The organism is Paenibacillus sp. PK1-4R, assembly GCF_030369595.1.
In the GTDB taxonomy this organism is placed as follows: Bacteria; Bacillota; Bacilli; order Paenibacillales; family Paenibacillaceae; genus Paenibacillus.
The window spans coordinates 4673299-4692101 of record NZ_CP126535.1 but is presented as its reverse complement, the minus strand read 5'-3'; the positions used below and the strand labels follow the sequence as shown (position 1 = coordinate 4692101).

General features: G+C 47.2%; 15 protein-coding genes. 11 read left to right on the top strand and 4 right to left on the bottom strand.

The window, feature by feature from the left end:
• Positions 1 to 78 precede the first annotated feature (78 nt).
• Positions 79 to 1488 carry an NADP-dependent phosphogluconate dehydrogenase gene (gnd, locus tag QNO02_RS20345; RefSeq protein ID WP_091014235.1) on the top strand — a complete coding sequence of 470 codons (1410 nt, stop codon included), beginning with the start codon at positions 79 to 81 and terminating at the stop codon, positions 1486 to 1488.
• 595 nt (positions 1489 to 2083) lie between these two features.
• On the top strand, positions 2084 to 2593 hold the full coding sequence (locus QNO02_RS20340) for a shikimate kinase (RefSeq protein ID WP_223868845.1): 510 nt from the start codon (positions 2084 to 2086) through the stop codon (positions 2591 to 2593).
• A 136-nt stretch (positions 2594 to 2729) separates the two neighbouring features.
• Here the strand turns inward: QNO02_RS20340 and QNO02_RS20335 are convergent, their stop codons facing one another.
• Entirely contained in the window at positions 2730 to 3035 is a 306-nt protein-coding gene (locus QNO02_RS20335; protein ID WP_017687407.1) for a rhodanese-like domain-containing protein, read from the bottom strand.
• A 105-nt stretch (positions 3036 to 3140) separates the two neighbouring features.
• Between QNO02_RS20335 and aroA the strand changes: the two genes are divergently transcribed.
• The 4 genes from aroA (at position 3141) to ptsP (ending at position 8765) form a co-directional block, all read left to right on the top strand.
• Positions 3141 to 4436, top strand: a complete 1296-nt coding sequence (aroA, locus tag QNO02_RS20330) for a 3-phosphoshikimate 1-carboxyvinyltransferase (RefSeq protein WP_047843705.1) — start codon at positions 3141 to 3143, stop codon at positions 4434 to 4436.
• A gap of 59 nt (positions 4437 to 4495) precedes the next feature.
• Complete coding sequence (locus QNO02_RS20325; RefSeq protein ID WP_017687409.1) at positions 4496 to 4930, top strand: CoA-binding protein; 435 nt, start codon at positions 4496 to 4498, stop codon at positions 4928 to 4930.
• A 197-nt stretch (positions 4931 to 5127) separates the two neighbouring features.
• On the top strand, positions 5128 to 7008 hold the full coding sequence (locus QNO02_RS20320; protein ID WP_289389803.1) for a glucose PTS transporter subunit IIA: 1881 nt from the start codon (positions 5128 to 5130) through the stop codon (positions 7006 to 7008).
• The gene (gene ptsP, locus QNO02_RS20315; RefSeq protein WP_036614699.1) at positions 7005 to 8765 is read left to right on the top strand and encodes a phosphoenolpyruvate--protein phosphotransferase; all 1761 of its coding nucleotides are present in this window, start codon (positions 7005 to 7007) and stop codon (positions 8763 to 8765) included. Before QNO02_RS20320 ends, ptsP begins: the two co-directional genes overlap by 4 nt.
• A 120-nt stretch (positions 8766 to 8885) precedes the next feature.
• Here ptsP and QNO02_RS20310 read toward each other — a convergent pair whose 3' ends face one another.
• Positions 8886 to 9410 (bottom strand): type 1 glutamine amidotransferase domain-containing protein, encoded by a 525-nt coding sequence (locus tag QNO02_RS20310; protein ID WP_036674874.1) that lies wholly within the window; start codon positions 9408 to 9410, stop codon positions 8886 to 8888.
• Positions 9411 to 9685: 275 nt separating this feature from the next.
• Between QNO02_RS20310 and QNO02_RS20305 the strand changes: the two genes are divergently transcribed.
• The 4 genes from QNO02_RS20305 (at position 9686) to QNO02_RS20290 (ending at position 12493) form a co-directional block, all read left to right on the top strand.
• Positions 9686 to 10099, top strand: a complete 414-nt coding sequence (locus QNO02_RS20305) for a hypothetical protein (RefSeq protein WP_091014249.1) — start codon at positions 9686 to 9688, stop codon at positions 10097 to 10099.
• A 122-nt stretch (positions 10100 to 10221) separates the two neighbouring features.
• Positions 10222 to 10569 carry a bacillithiol system redox-active protein YtxJ gene (ytxJ, locus tag QNO02_RS20300; protein WP_036614693.1) on the top strand — a complete coding sequence of 116 codons (348 nt, stop codon included), beginning with the start codon at positions 10222 to 10224 and terminating at the stop codon, positions 10567 to 10569.
• 92 nt (positions 10570 to 10661) lie between these two features.
• Positions 10662 to 11675 carry a catabolite control protein A gene (gene ccpA, locus QNO02_RS20295; protein ID WP_062835383.1) on the top strand — a complete coding sequence of 338 codons (1014 nt, stop codon included), beginning with the start codon at positions 10662 to 10664 and terminating at the stop codon, positions 11673 to 11675.
• A 122-nt stretch (positions 11676 to 11797) separates the two neighbouring features.
• Entirely contained in the window at positions 11798 to 12493 is a 696-nt protein-coding gene (locus tag QNO02_RS20290; protein ID WP_074095784.1) for a 5'-methylthioadenosine/adenosylhomocysteine nucleosidase, read from the top strand.
• A 136-nt stretch (positions 12494 to 12629) separates the two neighbouring features.
• On the opposite strand, the gene QNO02_RS20285 is transcribed toward QNO02_RS20290, so the two are convergent.
• Positions 12630 to 13262, bottom strand: a complete 633-nt coding sequence (locus QNO02_RS20285) for a GNAT family N-acetyltransferase (RefSeq protein ID WP_101313583.1) — start codon at positions 13260 to 13262, stop codon at positions 12630 to 12632.
• Positions 13263 to 13557: 295 nt separating this feature from the next.
• Here QNO02_RS20285 and acsA point away from each other — a divergent pair, with 295 nt between their 5' ends.
• Positions 13558 to 15282: an acetate--CoA ligase gene (gene acsA, locus QNO02_RS20280; RefSeq protein ID WP_289389801.1), complete on the top strand. Its 1725-nt coding sequence runs from the start codon at positions 13558 to 13560 to the stop codon at positions 15280 to 15282.
• Positions 15283 to 15522: 240 nt separating this feature from the next.
• Here acsA and QNO02_RS20275 read toward each other — a convergent pair whose 3' ends face one another.
• Positions 15523 to 18627, bottom strand: coding sequence for a transglycosylase domain-containing protein (locus QNO02_RS20275; RefSeq protein WP_289389800.1), 3105 nt, complete (start codon positions 18625 to 18627; stop codon positions 15523 to 15525).
• Positions 18628 to 18803 lie beyond the last annotated feature (176 nt).

The following is an 18803-nucleotide window of genomic DNA, read 5'->3' as shown; positions in this document are numbered from 1 at the left end:
ACATAAAACCGTTAAAATGGGAGTATTGTTGAGAATTTATTTCAATAAAATTAATTGGAGCAAAGGATGGAGGACCAGATGACAAAACAACAAATTGGCGTAATTGGCCTGGCTGTCATGGGCAAAAATTTGGCCCTTAACATTGAAAGCAAAGGTTTCTCAGTATCGGTATATAACCGTTCCCCGGAGAAAACCAATGATCTTCTGAAAGAAGCTGAAGGTAAAAACCTGACAGGCTCATTCTCCATTGAAGAGTTCGTAGCATCCCTGGAATCCCCGCGCAAAATTTTGATCATGGTACAAGCCGGCAAAGCGACCGACGCTACCATTGAACAACTGCTTCCTCACCTGGATGAGGGCGACATCATCATTGATGGAGGGAACGCATACTTCCCTGACACGCAACGTCGCAGCAAAGAGTTGGAAGACAAAGGCATTCGCTTCATCGGTACAGGTGTATCCGGTGGTGAAGAAGGTGCACTGAAAGGCCCTTCCATCATGCCAGGTGGACAGGAAAGTGCTTATAAACTGGTTGAACCGATCCTGACGGCGATCTCGGCCAAAGTCGGTGACGATCCATGTTGTACATATATTGGACCTGATGGTGCCGGACACTATGTGAAAATGGTGCATAACGGTATCGAGTACGGAGACATGCAGTTGATTGGTGAAGCCTACCACTTGCTCAAATCCGTATTAAACGTTTCTGTTGAAGAGCTGCATGCGATCTTTACGGAATGGAATCAAGGAGAGTTGGATAGCTACCTGATCGAAATCACTGCAGATATCTTCTCCAAATACGATCCGGAAACGGGCAAACCAATGGTTGACGTCATTCTGGACGCGGCTGGACAAAAAGGAACAGGTAAATGGACAAGCCAAAGTGCGCTGGATCTAGGCGTTCCATTGTCCATGATTACAGAATCCGTATTCTCCCGTTTCCTGTCTGCCATGAAGGACGAGCGTGTAGCAGCTAGCAAAATCCTGAATGGACCAGCGACTGAAGCGTTCTCCGGCGACAAAAAAGCGTTCATCGAGAGCGTGCGTAAAGCCCTCTTTGCAAGTAAAATCGTATCCTACGCACAAGGATTTGCACAAATGCGTGCAGCTTCCGACGAGTATGGCTGGGATCTGAAATACGGCAACATTGCCATGATCTTCCGTGGCGGCTGCATCATCCGTTCGCAGTTCCTGCAAAACATCAAGGAAGCTTATGATAAAGACGCAGCTCTGAAAAACTTGCTCTTGGATCCTTACTTCCAAAACATCGTTGAGTCTTATCAAGGCGCATGGCGTGAAGTTGTAGCGGCTGCTGTAAAACAAGGTGTTCCGGTACCTGGCTTCTCCAGCGCTCTTTCTTACTACGACAGCTACCGTACAGAGCGTTTGCCAGCAAACTTGCTGCAAGCTCAACGTGACTACTTCGGTGCTCACACGTTCAAACGTGTGGACAAAGAAGGCAGCTTCCACCACAACTGGATGGAGTAGTACCACATATACTACAAGGCTATTAGATTTGGCCAAAGTGCCCTTAAGCAGGAGCTTTAGCCTGCTAAGGGGCTCAAAAGAGGTTTGGCGTTCCGGTGATTGCCGGTTAACGCTGGGCCTCTTTTTTTACTTTGTTATAAGTAATAGTGTTGATGGAGACGATATGTAGCTGATTCTAGACCTAATGAACAGGAGACACTCTATTTTGGCAAAATGAGCCGGTTCAATTTTTTAACGAACTCAGAAGGCACTATTTCAATAATTCGCAGCGAGATTTCGCTGTTTTGACGGTGATTTTTTGAAATAAGCTTACTGAGATTCGTTAGAAGTTTAACTGCGCCTATTTTGCGTAAATAAGTTCATTGGAGTTCGTTAGTTTGCTGGGATGGTTACTGATTGAGACGTATGTGGGCTCAAAACTGCTTAAGGTGATCTAACGTAGGCTTAGATGCCGGGAGTTACTTGATCTGTCTTGGAAGTACTTGCGGATGGTCGAAAGGAAGTCGGTAAGGAGATGGTCTTTCCCAGTCCGCAGGGCTGTGTTATGATAGGACAAAAGTGCTCACGAATTGCTTGAATTAAAGGAGTGTACACCTTGAGCAAGTCTAACAATATTATTCTCATTGGTATGATGGGAACCGGCAAATCAACCGTCGCTGACATGCTTGCACGCGAGCTTGGTTATCGATTGATTGATGTAGACGCCGCGGTGGAAAAAGAGGAAGGCTGTACGATTCCAGAATTGTTCACTGGCAAGGGAGAGACGTATTTCCGTGATGCCGAGAGCCGCATGTTGTGCTCGATGCTGGAGAAGAAGTCACAGGTCATAGCGACCGGAGGTGGCGTAGTGCTGCGTTCGGATAATTGTGACGTGATGTTGAAAAATGGATGGGTTGTTGCCTTGACTGCTGATCCGGCAGTGATTGTAGAGCGTGTTAGTGGCTGTGACAATCGTCCACTCCTCGCAGGCAATGCAGAGGAACGCATTCAGGCAATTATGGAAGAACGGAAAGACGCATATCGGTTCGCACATTATACGGTGGATACAACGGAGTTATCCGCTGCTGAAGTGACTCGTTTAATTTTAGCGCATTACCGCGTCTAAGCTTGTTATCATCGAAGTTTGATGGTTGATAGGTGGTGGCAGATATAACAAAACGGGCCATATAGGCCCGTTTCTAGAAGTGGAGCAGAGCAGAAGTCATAAGGCTACAAATGACTTCGCTTCTCTCCTAGTTTCTCTAGTCTTCCTGTTGCCACTGAAGCATACCGCCGACCATGTTTGTACAGCCTTCATATCCCAGTTGCTGCAGATATTCACACGCACGCTCACTGCGGTAACCGCTACGACAGATGATCACGATCTCGCCTGATTTCTCAATCTCAGACAGTCGGTCCGGAATCTGTCCAAGCGGAATATGCTTGGCTCCTTCGATCATGCCTTGCGCGACTTCATCGTCCTCGCGGACGTCTATCATCTGCAGCTTCTCTCCCGCCTGTAAACGGCGGCGCAGCTCAGACGTTTCAATTTCAGCTATTTGTGTCATATTCAGGTCCTCTTTTCTGTATGGACTTAACGCTATAATGATACCCAAGCGATGCACGGAATGTCAATTTGGCCACAATATAATCAATGAAGGAGAATTTCATCCATGGACGTTATTGTTAAACCAACCCCCACTCTGAACGGGGAAATCGGGGCTCTGTCCTCCAAAAACTACACGACTCGCTATTTGCTTGCTGCTGCGCTGGCAGAAGGCACAAGTACTATTCATTTCCCGGCACACAGTGAAGACAGTGACGCCATGCGCAGATGTATTCGTGATCTGGGGGCAGTACTTGAAGAAGACGACAGCAAGATTGTGATCCAGGGCTTTGGTAGTCATCCCCGTGATGTGCGTGAATTGAATGTCGGGAATGCGGGTGCTGTACTTCGTTTCCTGATGGGCGTTACAGCGCTCTGCCCTGACGTTACATTTGTGAACACGTACCCTGATTCGCTAGGCAAACGCCCTCATGATGACCTGATCGATGCGCTTGGTCAATTGGGTGTAGATGTACAACACGAACAAGGACGCCTGCCGATTACAATTAAGGGTGGCAATGCCAAGGGTGGACACATTCGTGTATCCGGCTCCGTCAGCTCCCAATATCTGAGTGCATTGTTGTTTGTTACGCCGTTGCTTGCAGAAGACAGCACCATCGAAGTACTGAATGACCTGAAGTCCAAGGTTGTTATCGGACAGACCCTGGAAGTGCTGGAGCAGGCAGGCATCGTTATCCATGCAAGTGATGATTACATGTCCTTCCGTGTACCAGGTGGACAGGCTTACCAGCCAACGACCTACACGGTTCAAGGGGACTACCCGGGCTCGGCAGCCGTTCTTGCCGCCGCAGCGGTTACACAGTCTGATGTGAAAATTCTGCGCCTGATGGAGCAGAGCAAGCAAGGTGAACGTGCCATCGTTGACGTGCTGCGCATGATGGAAGTACCCTTGACACATGAGAACGATGTTGTACACGTTCAAGGTAATGGCAGACTGAAAGCGATCGAATTCGACGGGGATGCCGCGACGGACGCCGTTTTGGCTATGGTAGCCGCAGCTGTGTTTGCGGAAGGCACGTCACGGTTCTATAATGTAGAGAACCTGCGTTACAAGGAATGTGACCGAATCACCGACTACTTGAACGAACTGCGGAAGGCAGGAGCGAACGTTGAAGAGCGTCAAGCTGAGATTATCGTACACGGACGTCCAGAAGGCGTTGAAGGCGGCGTTGAGATTAACGCTCACTACGATCATCGCGTAATTATGGCACTGACTGTCGTTGGTCTGCGTTCCAAGGAGCCGCTTCGTATTCGGGATGCACACCATGTAGCCAAGTCTTATCCGCAATATTTCGATCATTTGCAGGCGCTTGGCGCCTCGGTTCAATGGGTAAAAGAGTAAATAACTGAAATTCAGTCTTTTGAACACGCACTTTAATCAGAAAAGGATGGTGCTTGAACATGGAATTTAACAACCCTACTCGTGAAGAAATTGGACAACTTTTGCGCAAGGCAGGCAACATCGCAGTCGTCGGCTTATCAGACAAATCAGATCGTACTTCCTATATGGTGGCAGAAGCCATGCAGAGCAGAGGTTATCGCATCATCCCGGTTAATCCACAGGTGCAAGGTGAAATCCTTGGCGAGACGGTATATGCCACACTCGCGGATATTCCAGAGCCGGTAGACATTGTCAATGTGTTTCGTCGCGAAGAGTTTTGCGCGGATGTCGCTCGTGACGCCGCTGCCATCAAAGCCAATGTGCTGTGGCTGCAGCTTGGCATCCATAGTGATGAAGCGGTCCAGATTGCTGCAGAGAACGGCATGACAGCGGTAACGAATCGTTGTATCAAGGTAGAGGATTCCATCGTTCTGCGCGGCGCTGGACGCGGCTGAGAGGCTCGTTCACCTGTGATCGAATGATCTCCTGATCTGAACCAATTGAATGATTATAGGATGAATCCCGTTAACTTGAAGTTGACGGGATTTTTTCTGTTCTATTTTTGCCGTTATTAATTACCAATTGGTTACTGTTTTGCTTTGACAAAACGTTGCGTAAAGCTTACCATCTAGGATAGAAAGGAGAGGTCGCCATGAATTGGCTCGGATCCTTGCAGCAGCTCGGACGAGCGGTAATGCTGCCTACAATGGTCCTGCCTGCAGCCGCAATTTTGCTGAGTGTTGGCAGTCTGCCTTGGGACGCCTGGGGATTGGATATTGTCGGTGAAGTGTCTACCGTGGCCGGACACGGTATTTTTTATTTCTTACCGTATTTGTTCGCTGTCGGTGTAGCACTGGGACTCTCCAACCAGGCCGGACAGGCGGGACTTGCTGCTCTGGCTGGTATCGTGATATATGATCAGGTGACTCGGAACTTCGGTGACGGCACCGTTCAACCAGCTTCCTTAATCGGAATCATACTCGGCGCGCTTGCCGGTGGGATGCATAATCGGTTTAAAAGCATTAAACTGCCTGAAATTTTACAATTTTTTGGAGGTTCAAGGTTTGTTTTGCTCATTGTCGGACTCTGTTCGGCATTGTTCTCCTGTTTTATGTTATGGCTCGCTCCGATTTTACAGCATGGATTAAACGCCATTGCCACTTGGGAATACAGTCTCGGCGGTTTTGGATTGTTCATCTACGGGGTGTTATACAGGGTGTTGGTCGCTTTTGGGCTTCATCACCTGCTTAACAATGTGTTTTGGTTCCAGTTAGGAACGTTTGAAACGCCTGATGGTAACATTGTGCAAGGGGATTTGCCCCGATTTTTTGCAGGTGATCCAACAGCAGGATTCTTTATGGCGGGTTTGTTTCCCATCATGATGTTTGCCATTCCGGCGATAGCTTTTGCTATTATTCAGGAAGCCAGGGAAGATCTGAAACCAAAAATCAAGAAAACTTTTCTGACATCGGCACTCGTTTGTTTTCTAACCGGGGTATCGGAACAGATTGAGTTTGCTTTTTTGTTCGCGGCACCTTATCTGTTCATCGTGCATGCAGTGATGTCCGGCGTTGCCATGTGGATTAGTTACTGGCTTGATATCCGGCATGGATTTTCTTACTCCGCAGGTATTATTGATTACATACTCAATTTCCATCTATCGGAGAATGCTTGGAAGCTCATTCCGATTGGCATACTATATGGGCTGGTTTACTACTTCCTGTTCCGATGGGCGATTCGTACGTTCAAGATTCCAACACCAGGACGTGAAGAGGGCTCCATGCTGGAAGATTGGGTAGGTAACATTCCTTATCAGGCACCTTTAATCCTCGAAGCATTGGGTGGGAAGAGTAACATTGTACAGGTTGAAGCATGTATTACACGTCTTCGCCTGACTGTGCATGATGACCGCCTGATCGACACGGGTGCCATGAAGAGTATGGGGTCCGCTGGACTGATCAAGTTGGGTGGCGGTAACGTACAGGTGGTATTCGGGACCTACTCGGAATTGATTCGGGAAGAAATCGCGAAGCTGCTGGAAAGAGATCTGCAACAGGTTCTGTTCTGTGCCCCCGTTCAGGGCAAAATGCTCCCAATTGAAGAGGTGCCAGATCAGATCTTTGCAGCCAAGCTTGTGGGTGATGGTGTAGCCTTTGTTCCGGAAAAGGGAGAGCTGGTCTCACCCGTGTACGGAACGATTATGCACTTGTACCCGACCATGCATGCCTTGGGTATTTCTACCCGTGAGGGGCTTGAGGTGTTACTGCATATCGGCATCGATACCTCTCAATTGAAAGGCCATTTTGAAGCTTTTGTTCAGGAGGGCGATACGGTGGAGCCAGGGCAGTTGTTGATCAAGTTTGATCTGGCAGTACTCCGCGAGCAAGCGGCGTCACTGACAACACCAATGGTAATTACGAATCCGGATCGTGTAAAATCATGGAGTTTTGCTCCATTTAAGCAAGTTAAGAAAGGTCAGGCATCCGTTATGTCCGTGGTGCTCTATGACAGGAACGTTGGAGGGGTAGAATGAAGATACAAGGCATCAACGGAGCTGCAGGCATAGCCATCGGCAAAGCATTTGTCCTGCCCAGTTGGGAATGGGATCTGCCGGATCAGAAGATGGATTCGGTAGATCTCGCCCAAGAGTTCGAACGGCTGTATGAGGGCATACGGACATCTAAGGATGAGATCGAATATATCAAAAATGAGTTCAAGGAAGTTGTTGGTCCGGAGGAGTCCAGTATTTTTGATGCACATCTTGCAATCCTCGAAGATCCAGTATTCATGAACGAAATTCGCGGCATTATCGAGCGTCAATATAAGGCAGCAGAAGTGGCGGTCAAAGAAGCCATTGATCACTTTGTCACGATGTTTGACTTGCTGGAAGACGAGTATATGAAGGAGCGGGCCATTGACATCAAGGATGTGGGTAACCGTCTGCTCAAGCATTTGCTCGGTGCACCGGAGATTACACTTCCTTCGGATACCCAGCCGTATGTGCTCGTTGCCAAAGAACTGTCGCCATCTCAACTGGCGCATCTGAATCCGACCCATGTACTAGGCATTGTGACCTTGATTGGCGGGAAAACATCACATTCTGCGATTATGGCTCGTGCCCTTGGTATTCCTCTCGTTTCCGGTCTGGAAGCGAGTCTTGGCATGCCGGTAGAGACAGGGGATATGCTTGTGGTGGATGGTGACAATGGCTTGGTATTTACGGACCCGGATCGCAAGACGATTGAACGGTATACCATGCTTCGCAGCAAACAACTGAAGAAAAAGGAACAACTTCAAGTCCTTGCTACCGTGGATGCCGTAACCAAAGATGGGGCCGTTTTGCACTTGGCTTCCAATATCAGTTCGGTGAAGGAATTGGACCTTGCTTTGAAACAAGGAGCCAAAGGTGTGGGCTTGTTCCGAACAGAGTTTTTGTATATGGACCGTGCTACGTTCCCGGGTGAGCAAGAACAGTATGAGGTGTATCGTCTTGTGGCAGAGAAAACAGCAGGACAATCTGTTGTTATTCGTACACTGGATATCGGTGGTGACAAGCAACTCGATTACTTTGAACTGCCGGAGGAAGACAATCCGTTTCTGGGGTACCGTGCCATTCGGATTAGTCTGGACCGCAAGGATCTGTTCAAAACACAGCTTACAGCCATCTTGCGTGCCAGTGCGGCCGGAAATGTCAAAATTATGTACCCGATGATCTCTTCGGTGGAAGAACTTCAGCAGGCCAATGAGATTCTCCGTGAGGCGATGTCTGATCTGGACGAGCGCGGATTATCATACGACCCTCACATTCAGGTGGGAATTATGATCGAAGTTCCTGCAGCGGTGATGATTGCTGATCTGCTCGCAGAGGAAGCTGATTTCTTCAGTATTGGTACGAACGACCTGGTTCAATATGTACTGGCAGTAGATCGAATGAATGAGCAGATCGCTCATATGTATCACCCCTATCATCCGGCTGTTCTGCGGATGCTTCGTGCGACAGCAGATGCGGCTCATACGGCTGGAATTGATGTCAGTGTGTGCGGAGAGATGGCAGGGGACGAACGCGCCATTCCGCTTTGGTTGGAGCTTGGCATTCGCCACTTGAGTATGTCTCCACAATCCCTGTTACGTGTGAAGCACAGAGTGCTGAACACAACAGCATCGGCTGCCAAAGAAGAAGCGCGAAAGTGCTTCGCCTTACGGACGAGCGGAGATATTGAGGAGCGATTGCAAGTCTTTAATGACTCCACGGGAAGTCCAGACGAACAAAGTGGTTCGAACGCATCGTGATTAGGAAAATTGGATATAAATACCTTTAAGTTAATATATTTACATTTGTGATAATTATTTATTGGAAAACTTGTTATATAAAATAACCCCAATGTGCATGAGAGCACAATGGGGTTATTTTTACTTGTCAGCGAGTGCATCACAGAATGCCTTGCCATAAGGTGGAAGGTCAGGCGGACGACGTGCCGAGATGATATGTCCATCAACAACAACCGCTTCATCTTTCCAGATCGCACCTGCATTTTCCATGTCATCCCGAATGCCTGGTGTAGAGGTTACCGTTACCCCGTCCAGAATTTTGGCAGAAATCAGCACCCAGCCCGCATGACAGATCTGTCCAATCGGTTTCCGGTCTGCATTCATTTCCTTCACAAGCTCCAGTACTTTGGGATAACGACGCAGTTTATCTGGCGCCCAGCCGCCTGGCACGAGAATACCATCGTAATCTGAACTGTCGAGTTCATCGAAACTGTATTCGGCTTCAGCAGGCACACCGTATTTGCCAATATAGGTTTTTCCTTTTTTCTCTCCAGCAAGATGCACTTCTGCACCTTCTTCACGAACCCGATGTACAGGGTACCACAATTCTAAATCCTCGAATTCTTCATCGACCAGAGCGATGACTTTTTTACCAGTTAATCTCATGTCCATCTCTCCTTTTAGCGGTGATATATCTGTTGCGTCTTTAATTGTAACAGATTCTCCAAGGGACTTCATGGAAGTGCATATTCAGTTTGGAGGAAGCGATTACAAGTCAGTAACTGCCTGCATTCGACAACCTTCATATGGAGGGAGTGGTAATTTGTGCAACCTTTCGTATATAGCAGGATTTGAGCCGAAATAGGTCGAATGGTACTTATATAGAGTATAGAACGAATGAGGTGATGGTGGTGCGCAAGTCGTGCAGATGTGGACATGTAATGGAGTTGGAATTAAGAACAGTGGTATACGCCAAAAAAGTGGAGATTCGAAACGTACCCGTATTTGCGTGTACAGACTGTGTATCATACGAAGTGCTTCCGCCGGTCAAGCCGGACTTAACAGAATGCATAAACACATTGGGTGAACAGCCCGTGAAGCAAGACGTATCTTTTGGTGAACGTAATGAACTGGCGGACCTGTTTCATGAGCTACTGCTGGCCTGGCCGGATGCGACCGATCGGGAGATGGAATATCGAATGCAGCAAGCAGTGGAGGAGCGTATCAATCTGTTGCTGGACATTATGGGTTACGCAACGAAGTCTGGTGATACAGCGTGGATTGAGACCACGGAGCGCAGATTAAGTCAATTATCCGGATTTGTGTGGCAGGAGTACTTCTCAAATGCTGTCTAATTTTGACGTGTAAAATGCTTGTTTTCATGAAAATTGGCTTTTTCGCGCACTTTTTGTTAAGATATCGAAGAGTGAAAACGCTCAACATAGCGGTATTCCTGGTAAAGGGGGATGTATATCTAATGGCTGACATGACTAAAATGACAAGTATTGAACAGCTAAACTCCGCAGTGGAGGCTACCAAGGATCAACCCTTGCTTCTGTTTAAGCATAGCACGCGCTGTCCGATCAGCTCGAACGCTTATCAGGAGATGAACGATTATTTGCTTAACAATGCCAATGAACAAGTGAAATATGGCATCATCTATGTTGTGGAAGATCGCCCGGTATCCAATGAAGTAGCAGATAAGCTGGGTGTTAAGCACGAATCTCCACAGGCAATCCTGATCAAAAAGGGAATTCCTGTATGGCATACTTCCCATTCAGATATTACTAGAACCACACTTACGAATGTTTTGAGTGAGTCCTAAAGCCTATTTTAATTGATTAATGCAAAAATTTGTCGTAATATAAATCTTAATGAAAATGGTATGAAAATTTACTGGTAATGGAGAGAAGTACTGTGACGGTAACCATTTATGATGTGGCACGTGAAGCTGGAGTGTCTATGGCAACGGTATCACGGGTAGTTAATAATAACCCTAATGTCAAACCGCAAACGCGGAAAAAAGTATATGAAGCCATCGAACGGTTGGGATATCGTCCGAATGCGGTAGCCAGAGGTCTGGCAAGCAAGAAGACAACCACGGTCGGGGTCGTTATTCCAGATATTTCGAACTCAACCTTCGCGGAGATTGCCCGCGGAATTGAAGATATTGCGAATATGTATCACTACAATATTATTTTGTGTAATGCAGACAAGAAGAAAGAAAAAGAAATTCGTGTTATTAACACGTTGCTCGAAAAGCAAGTAGACGGACTGCTCTTCATGGGCGGAACAGTAACGGACGAACACATTCAGGCGTTCCAGTCTGCGGCTGTGCCGATCGTACTTTGTGCAACGAGTGATGAGAAGGGTACATTCCCTTCGGTGGATATTGACCATGAGGCGGCTGCGTTTGACGCGGTAAACACCCTGATTCGTCATGGACACAAGGAAATTGCGATGATCAGTGGTACACTGCAAGATCCTGCGAATGGATATGCCCGTTTCCAAGGTTACAAGAAAGCACTGGAAGCAGCAGGCATGGAATACCAAGAAGATCTGGTACGTATCGGTAACTATCGTTATGAATCCGGTGTGGAAGCGATGAAATATTTCCTCGGACTGAAGAAGAAGCCGTCGGCGATCTTTGCTGCAACAGATGAAATGGCGATTGGTGCCATTCACAGCATTCAGGATGAAGGTCTGAAAGTACCGGATGATTTCTCCATTATTAGTGTGGATAACATCCGTATGGCTTCCATGGTGCGTCCTCAGTTGACAACAGTGGCTCAGCCAATGTACGACCTTGGTGCAGTAGCGATGCGTTTGCTGACCAAGTTGATGAAGAAAGAAAATGTGGAGAACCCACGGGTTATTTTGCCGCATGAAACGATTCTTCGTCTGTCTGTAAGTCACGCGGATGTAGTTTAATCGGGATTATATACAGTAAGGGAGAAGTCATTATTCTCTCTACATAGTGGATATGCGAAAGCTCCGGAGACGGAGCTTTTGTGCTGAATGAGGTTAAAAGTGAAAACAGGAGGTAGCAGAAGATGCGTGAAACGATTGGGATTATCGGAGCGATGGATGAAGAAGTCGAGCTTTTGCTGGCAGGCATGAAGCAGCTTGAGACGGTTAAACAAACCGGGATTACATACGTTGCAGGCGAGTGGCTGGGCAAGCAAATTGTCGTGTGCAAATCCGGCGTAGGTAAAGTCAATGCAGCGGTTACGACGCAGATTTTGATTGATCGTTTTCAGGTTAATCGTATTATCTTCACAGGTGTTGCGGGTGCAGTTAACCCTGAGCTGAACATCGGAGATATGGTTATATCGTCTGTATGTGTTCAGCACGACATGGATGTAACGCCACTAGGGTTCGCACGCGGGGTTATTCCTTACCAGGAGACATCGGCCTTCCCTGCCGAGGCTTCGCTTATTACACTGGCTGAAGAAGCATGTAAAGCGCAGGGAGCCAATTACCTGATCGGTAAAGTGTTATCGGGAGACCAATTTATTGCGAATAAAGATACGGTTAATATGTTATATACCGAAATGGACGGTGCATGTGCCGAGATGGAAGGGGCTGCAGTTGCTCAGGTCTGTTACATGAATCGTGTACCATTTGTTGTCCTGCGTGGGATGTCAGATAAAGCAGATGGTTCGGCGCATGTTAACTTTGCTGAATTTACCGTGGAATCTTCTCAGCGTTCACACCGTATTGTGGAACATATGTTAGAAAATATGTAATGGCATAAGCTTCAGTTACAAAATCCATCCAAAATCAATGAAAAAACCGCCTTTCGATTAGCTGTTCCATGAAGTATGGAGCAACGCTGCGAGAGGCGGTTTTGTTATGTATATTGTTTTGGAATAGATCATCGAATCAGTACATGAAGCGATGGCGAAAGCGTACACGATCAAACTGTTCTTCTGATGTGATGGGCACCTGACTTCCGATTCGCACCATCAAACAGTTCGCAGGATGTGAACAGATTTCGGGGTCGTCTGTTGCATACCAGGTCATGTCGATCGTTTCCATCAGCCTCTCCATCATTTTGCGATAATCCCATACGTTTAGTCCGCTGCCCTTCAGATCCCAATGCCAATAATATTCTGTGGTGAAAATAATGTAGTTCTCCATGTATTTATCTTCCAGAGCCGTAAGCAACATCTCACGTCCAATGCCAAGTGAGCGATAGTCGTCCGCAACCTCGATTGCCCCAAGCTCAATCAGATCAGTCATATTGCCCTCGGACCAGCGTTCACAATCATCCGCATAGTGAAAGGTTACATAACCGATAATCGTTTCATTTTCATGTGCAATGATAATTCGCCCTTCAGGTAATGCTGCGATCTCTGCGAGAGCTTCCTGCTGCTCCGTTGGTCGCCGAAAGGCATCCAGATCCGGATGGAAGGCAAGACGGGTTATCTCCTCGGCCTGCACGGGGCCTTCAACAGTAATCCGGTGGCCGGACTTGAAGATGGAACGCATGTGATGTTCTTTGATATGTTCCATGGTTCATGCTCCTCTCTCTCCTACTTATAGAGGTTGTTCAAAAAGTCCGCTATAGCAAAAATCCAAAAAATTGAAAAGCCATAGACGACAATTGAAAAGATTTGCTATAATTGCGTAGACAAAAAATGTTCACAATTCAATACAGTATAGTTAACATCTGTTTGGCCGAGCAAGTACATGATGAGAAGTTCTCTCTACTAATGTAAGCGCTAACTGGAAGTTCAGTCAACACAAAGGCAATGAGAAATGACCCCTAACGGGAATCGAAATGTCGAGTTGAAGGAGGCTGGCAAGCATGAGTCAAGCACATGGTGAGATGCTGCAAACGGTTGTGTCTGAATCTAATCTGGGCGATTACACGGAGGCGAGAAGCCGGTTCGATTGGGAATCGGTGGAAAGGCACTTTACGTGGCACGCCAGCGGAAAAGTAAACATGGCGCATGAAGCGATTGATCGTCATGTACTGGAAGGAAGGGGCGGGAAAACCGCTTTATTGTATAGCGATGCTTCACGTGAAGAGTCCTATACTTTCGCTGATCTGAGTGAACAGTCGAGTCGGTTCGGGAATGTTCTCCGCAAATATGGCATAGCCAAAGGGGAGCGAGTGTTTATTTTTATGCCTCGAAGTCCTGAGCTGTATTTTAGTCTTCTGGGCATATTGAAAGCTGGAGCCATCGCGGGCCCTTTGTTCGAAGCTTTTATGGAAACGGCTGTGAAGGATCGGCTGGAAGATAGCGGAGCAGTAGCACTCGTCACAACTCCAGAATTACTGAAACGCATCAAACGTTCCGAGTTGCCCGAACTCAAACATATATTTATCGTGGGTGGGGGCGTGCAGACTGAAGAAGGACTCATCGATTTTGATGCAGAGATGTCTGCCGCTTCGGATGAGATGGAAGTAGAGTGGCTGAATCGTGAGGATGGTTTGCTTATTCATTATACCTCAGGCTCTACGGGTAAACCCAAAGGGGTGTACCATGTTCAAAATGCCATGATTCAGCACTATTATACAGGTAAGGTTGTTCTGGATTTACGTGAGGATGATGTGTACTGGTGCACTGCTGACCCTGGTTGGGTGACAGGGACTTCTTACGGTATCTTTGCTCCATGGCTCAACGGAGTGACCAATGTGATACGGGGCGGTCGTTTCAGCCCTCAAGATTGGTACAGCACCATCCAGAAGAACAAAGTCACGATCTGGTACAGTGCACCAACGGCCTTCCGTATGCTGATGGGAGCGGGAGAAGAGACCATCGCCCAGTTTGATCTGAGCAGTCTGCGTCATGTCATGTCTGTCGGTGAACCGCTCAATCCGGAGGTTGTTCGTTGGGGATGGAAAGCCTATGGTCAGCGAATTCATGATACATGGTGGATGACAGAAACAGGGGCACAGCTGATCTGTAACTACCCCGGAATGCCGATCAAGCCTGGCTCCATGGGACGTCCGTTGCCTGGCATCGAAGCAGCCATTATTGATGATCGCGGGCAGGAATTGCCGCCGTACAGCATGGGTAATCTGGCCATACGGGCACCTTGGCCATCCATGATGGCGAAGATCTGGAATAACCCTGTGAAATACGATGAATATTTCAGGCTTACGGGCTGGTATGTATCCGGTGACTCCGCTTATATGGATGAAGAAGGATATTTCTGGTTCCAGGGACGTATTGATGATGTGATTAATTCGTCAGGCGAGCGTATCGGCCCATTTGAGGTGGAGAGCAAGCTCGTGGAGCATCCTGCGGTAGCAGAGGCCGGTGTAATCGGTAAGCCGGATGTGACACGTGGGGAGATCATCAAGGCCTTTGTGGCGCTTCGTGAAGGATATGAGGCGACACCGGAGCTGAAAGAAGAGATCTATCGTTTTGTCAAAGAGGGCCTGTCTGCCCACGCTGCTCCGCGTGAGATTGAGTTTAAGGATAAACTGCCCAAGACACGTTCCGGCAAGATCATGCGCCGTGTCCTGAAAGCCTGGGAGCTTGATCTGCCAACAGGTGATCTATCCACCATTGAAGACTAACGTGACAGTGCTAGGGTCATCAATGTGTCTGTATCGATGCCGATACCAATGAGTGTGGGGAAGAAGTTAATACTCTACGAATCCATATACGTTGACTCTACCCATTAAATCGGTTGTAAAAGCCTGCTTTATGCCAATGGCATGAAAGCAGGCTTTTTTAGCTGTTGCATATGCAAATAAAAAACCGCACCCTCAGATACGGTCTGAGGATGCGGCTTGTTTTGGATCGCTATGCCTGAATCAGGGTTGAAAATGTACGGCAGCAGAAGGTTCGGACTCACCCGCACTGTTACTGGCAGATACCTTAAACCATCCACTGGTAGACGAAGGCACTCCATAATCCAGGGTAGTTCCCGACGTTGTTCCAATTTTGGTATAAGGAGCTGAGCCTGTTTCACTGTAATATACAGCATAACTATCTGCGTTTGGAGTTGACGCCCATTGAATGCGCAGTCCTTGAGTGAGAGCAGATACGCTGACTTGACCAGGTATGCCTGGGGCTGTCGTTGTTGTATTATCGGTCTGCGTTTCTCCCGGCGTAATGACTGTGCCTGGAACTTCAATCGGCTCATTAATCTCTTCTTCCACAGGAGGAGGTACACTTCCAGCACTATTTACTGTAGCGCTAGGAGCAGACTCTCTGCCTGCAACATCCACTGCGGTTACATAGAAGGCAAAGTTGCCGCCTTGCGCTGCATATGCAGAGAATGATCTGGATTCACCAGTCAGGACAACCTGACCCTGGTTCTGGAATCCTCCACCGTTTACAGAACGGTACAGACGATAACCGACGACATCATTTTCAGGTGTGGCATTAAATGTAATGACTGCTCTGTCACCTGAGGTTGAGATGCGTACGTTGCCTGGTGCATCAGGAGCTTTGCCGTTATCTGTTCTTGGATCAATCTGTGTTGGCATGTCTGCATCAGCATCTTCAGGAAGATAATAAGCAAGTGACTCATGTCGACTCATACGTGAGAATGCATTTTGCAATTCTTTGATGAGATCCGAGATTGGTTTTTTACGCTTGATTACTGTTTTTTCCTTCAACATGTCCGAAGGTGTTCCGTCACGCGGAATATAGTTTACACCATTGTAAGTAATGTACCTGGCTTTGGCTACACCGTCATCGCTATCCTTCGGAACAAACTTGCTGTTGAAAATATCCGTAACAAATTTGTCAGTCATGGATGTTGGCAACTTGCCGCTGTATGCCGACACCGTGCGTGTTTCGATGCCAGATGGTTTTTTGAACGAATCCGTGACGAACAGATCTTTTTGCGTATCGATCACTTCGTTCAGGATTTTCGACCACAGTTGCTGCGCACGTTTTCTCTGTGATTTACTTTCCAGCGTATTCACCGGCTGTTTGTATCCAACCCACACGCCAAGTGTGACATCTGGTGTATAACCTTCAAACCAGACATCTGCGTAGTTTTGAGTGGAACCCGTTTTACCTACGATTGGTACACTCTTGGAATATTTGTAATTTTCACGTACTTTATCTGCCGTTCCTTCTGTAATAACGGTCCGCAGCATATCGGTCATCAGGTATGCTGTCTGCTCCGAGAAGGCTTGGACAGGTTCAGTATCGTGTTTATAAACAATGTTGCCTTTGGAATCTACGATTTTGCTAATCATGTAAGAATCGTTATATACACCATTATTGGCGATCGCACCATAGGCACTGGTTAATTCTTCAACGGTTACACCGTATTGGAGACCTCCGAGAACACCGGTCTGAGCCTGATAGTCTTCCTTCTGAATGGTGGTAATACCCAGTTTCTTGGCGAAGGTCCAAGCCTTCTCGATTCCTACTTCTTCATTAAACAACTTCAGAGCCGGTATATTAAGAGAATAATTCAGTGCTCTGCGGGCAGTGACCAGTCCCTGATACCGGTTATTGGCATTCTTGGCAATGTGGTAGCCGCTCGGACCATTTTTGAGAATGATCGGTGAGTCATCAATAATAGAAGCAGGTTGGACAAGACCTTCATCTAGCGCAGGAAGATAAGCGGCTATAGGTTTCATCGTTGAACCTGGCTGACGTATCATCTGCGTTGCGTAGTTCATCTGTTCATCCTGGAAATTCCGGCCCTCAATCATACCCAGAATAGCACCCGTTTTGTGATTAATCAGCATGGCAGCAGTTTGTTCTTTTCCTTTGACAGGATCATCTGCTGAGAAATTGCTGTCATCTTCCGCAATGGTACGCATCGTTTTGTAGATACTTTTGTTGATGGTCGTGTAGATACGATATCCACCTGTCCGCAGTTGCGTCTGAGCTTCCTCTAATAATGCACTGCTTTCCTTTTGAGGTGTGTCTGCATCCGTAGCTTTGTCTGTGTCTGTAGATTCATCTGTGTCGGAATTCAACTGTTTCATCAAAATCTGTGCAGCTTGTCGTTCCGTTTCCATCATAAGATATGGATAAGTGTTGTAAGCCTTGATGGTCTTCGGAGCGAGAGAGCTTTTGATATCAAAAGCAAGAGCTTTGTCATACTCGGACTGATTGATTTTGCCCAGTTCAAGCATACGACGCAGTACCAGATGCTGACGGTTGATTGCGCGGTCAAAATTCTCCTCTACAAAATCACCTTTACCGTTAAAAGCGGAGTAAGAGGAGGGGAGTTGTGGCAATCCAGCAAGATAAGCAGCTTGAGCGATGTTGATTTTATCCAGATCGTTAATATTGAACAATCCTTTGGCGGCCGCTTTGATTCCGTAAACGTTGTATCCGCTGGAACCATTACCAAAAGGAACTTTGTTCAGATAGGCTGTCATGATCTCGTCTTTGGTCAGGAAACGTTCGAGTCGGAGTGAGAGCAAAATTTCTTTCACTTTCCGATCTTCCGTGCGATCCAGATTCAAAAACACACGACGCGCCAATTGCTGAGTCAGTGTGCTACCGCCGGTTTGTACTGATTCTTTCAGCACTTTCTGTTTCACGGCACGTAGTGTTCCGCTCATGTCTACACCTTTATGTTCGTAAAAATGATTGTCTTCAATCGAAATGACAGCATCAATAACCTTCTGTGGGATCTGGTCCGTAGTGACCGGACGCCTGTCTTCTTCCGTACGTAATTGACCGATCGGACTGCCGTCGGCAAAGTAAGCAAAGCCTGTGATGGAGTTTTCGCTGACTTTTTGTTCAATCAGGGCCCTTGAACGGACAGGCTCGTCTTTCACAATGGAACTGACGTATCCCATCAAAGCACCGCCTACAAATAGTGCCCCCATAAATCCAAGGACAACCATCCATTTGACGAAACTTCCCAGTCTGCGGGCAAAGCTGCGTTTGCGTACAGGCTGTTCATCGGGCTTTTTCTTATTAACATCAACCATTCAGTGTCTTCCTCCTTTTAACAGCACTTATTATAGCATAAAAAGGCGGGTTTGCATGCCTGAGAAATACAAGTAATGGTCGAAATTTGCCATTCTGCCATGCATTATGCTATATATGATGCGATATTGAAGCACATTTCATGAGTTGTAAGCCAAAATAAGCAGGCCACCTCCAT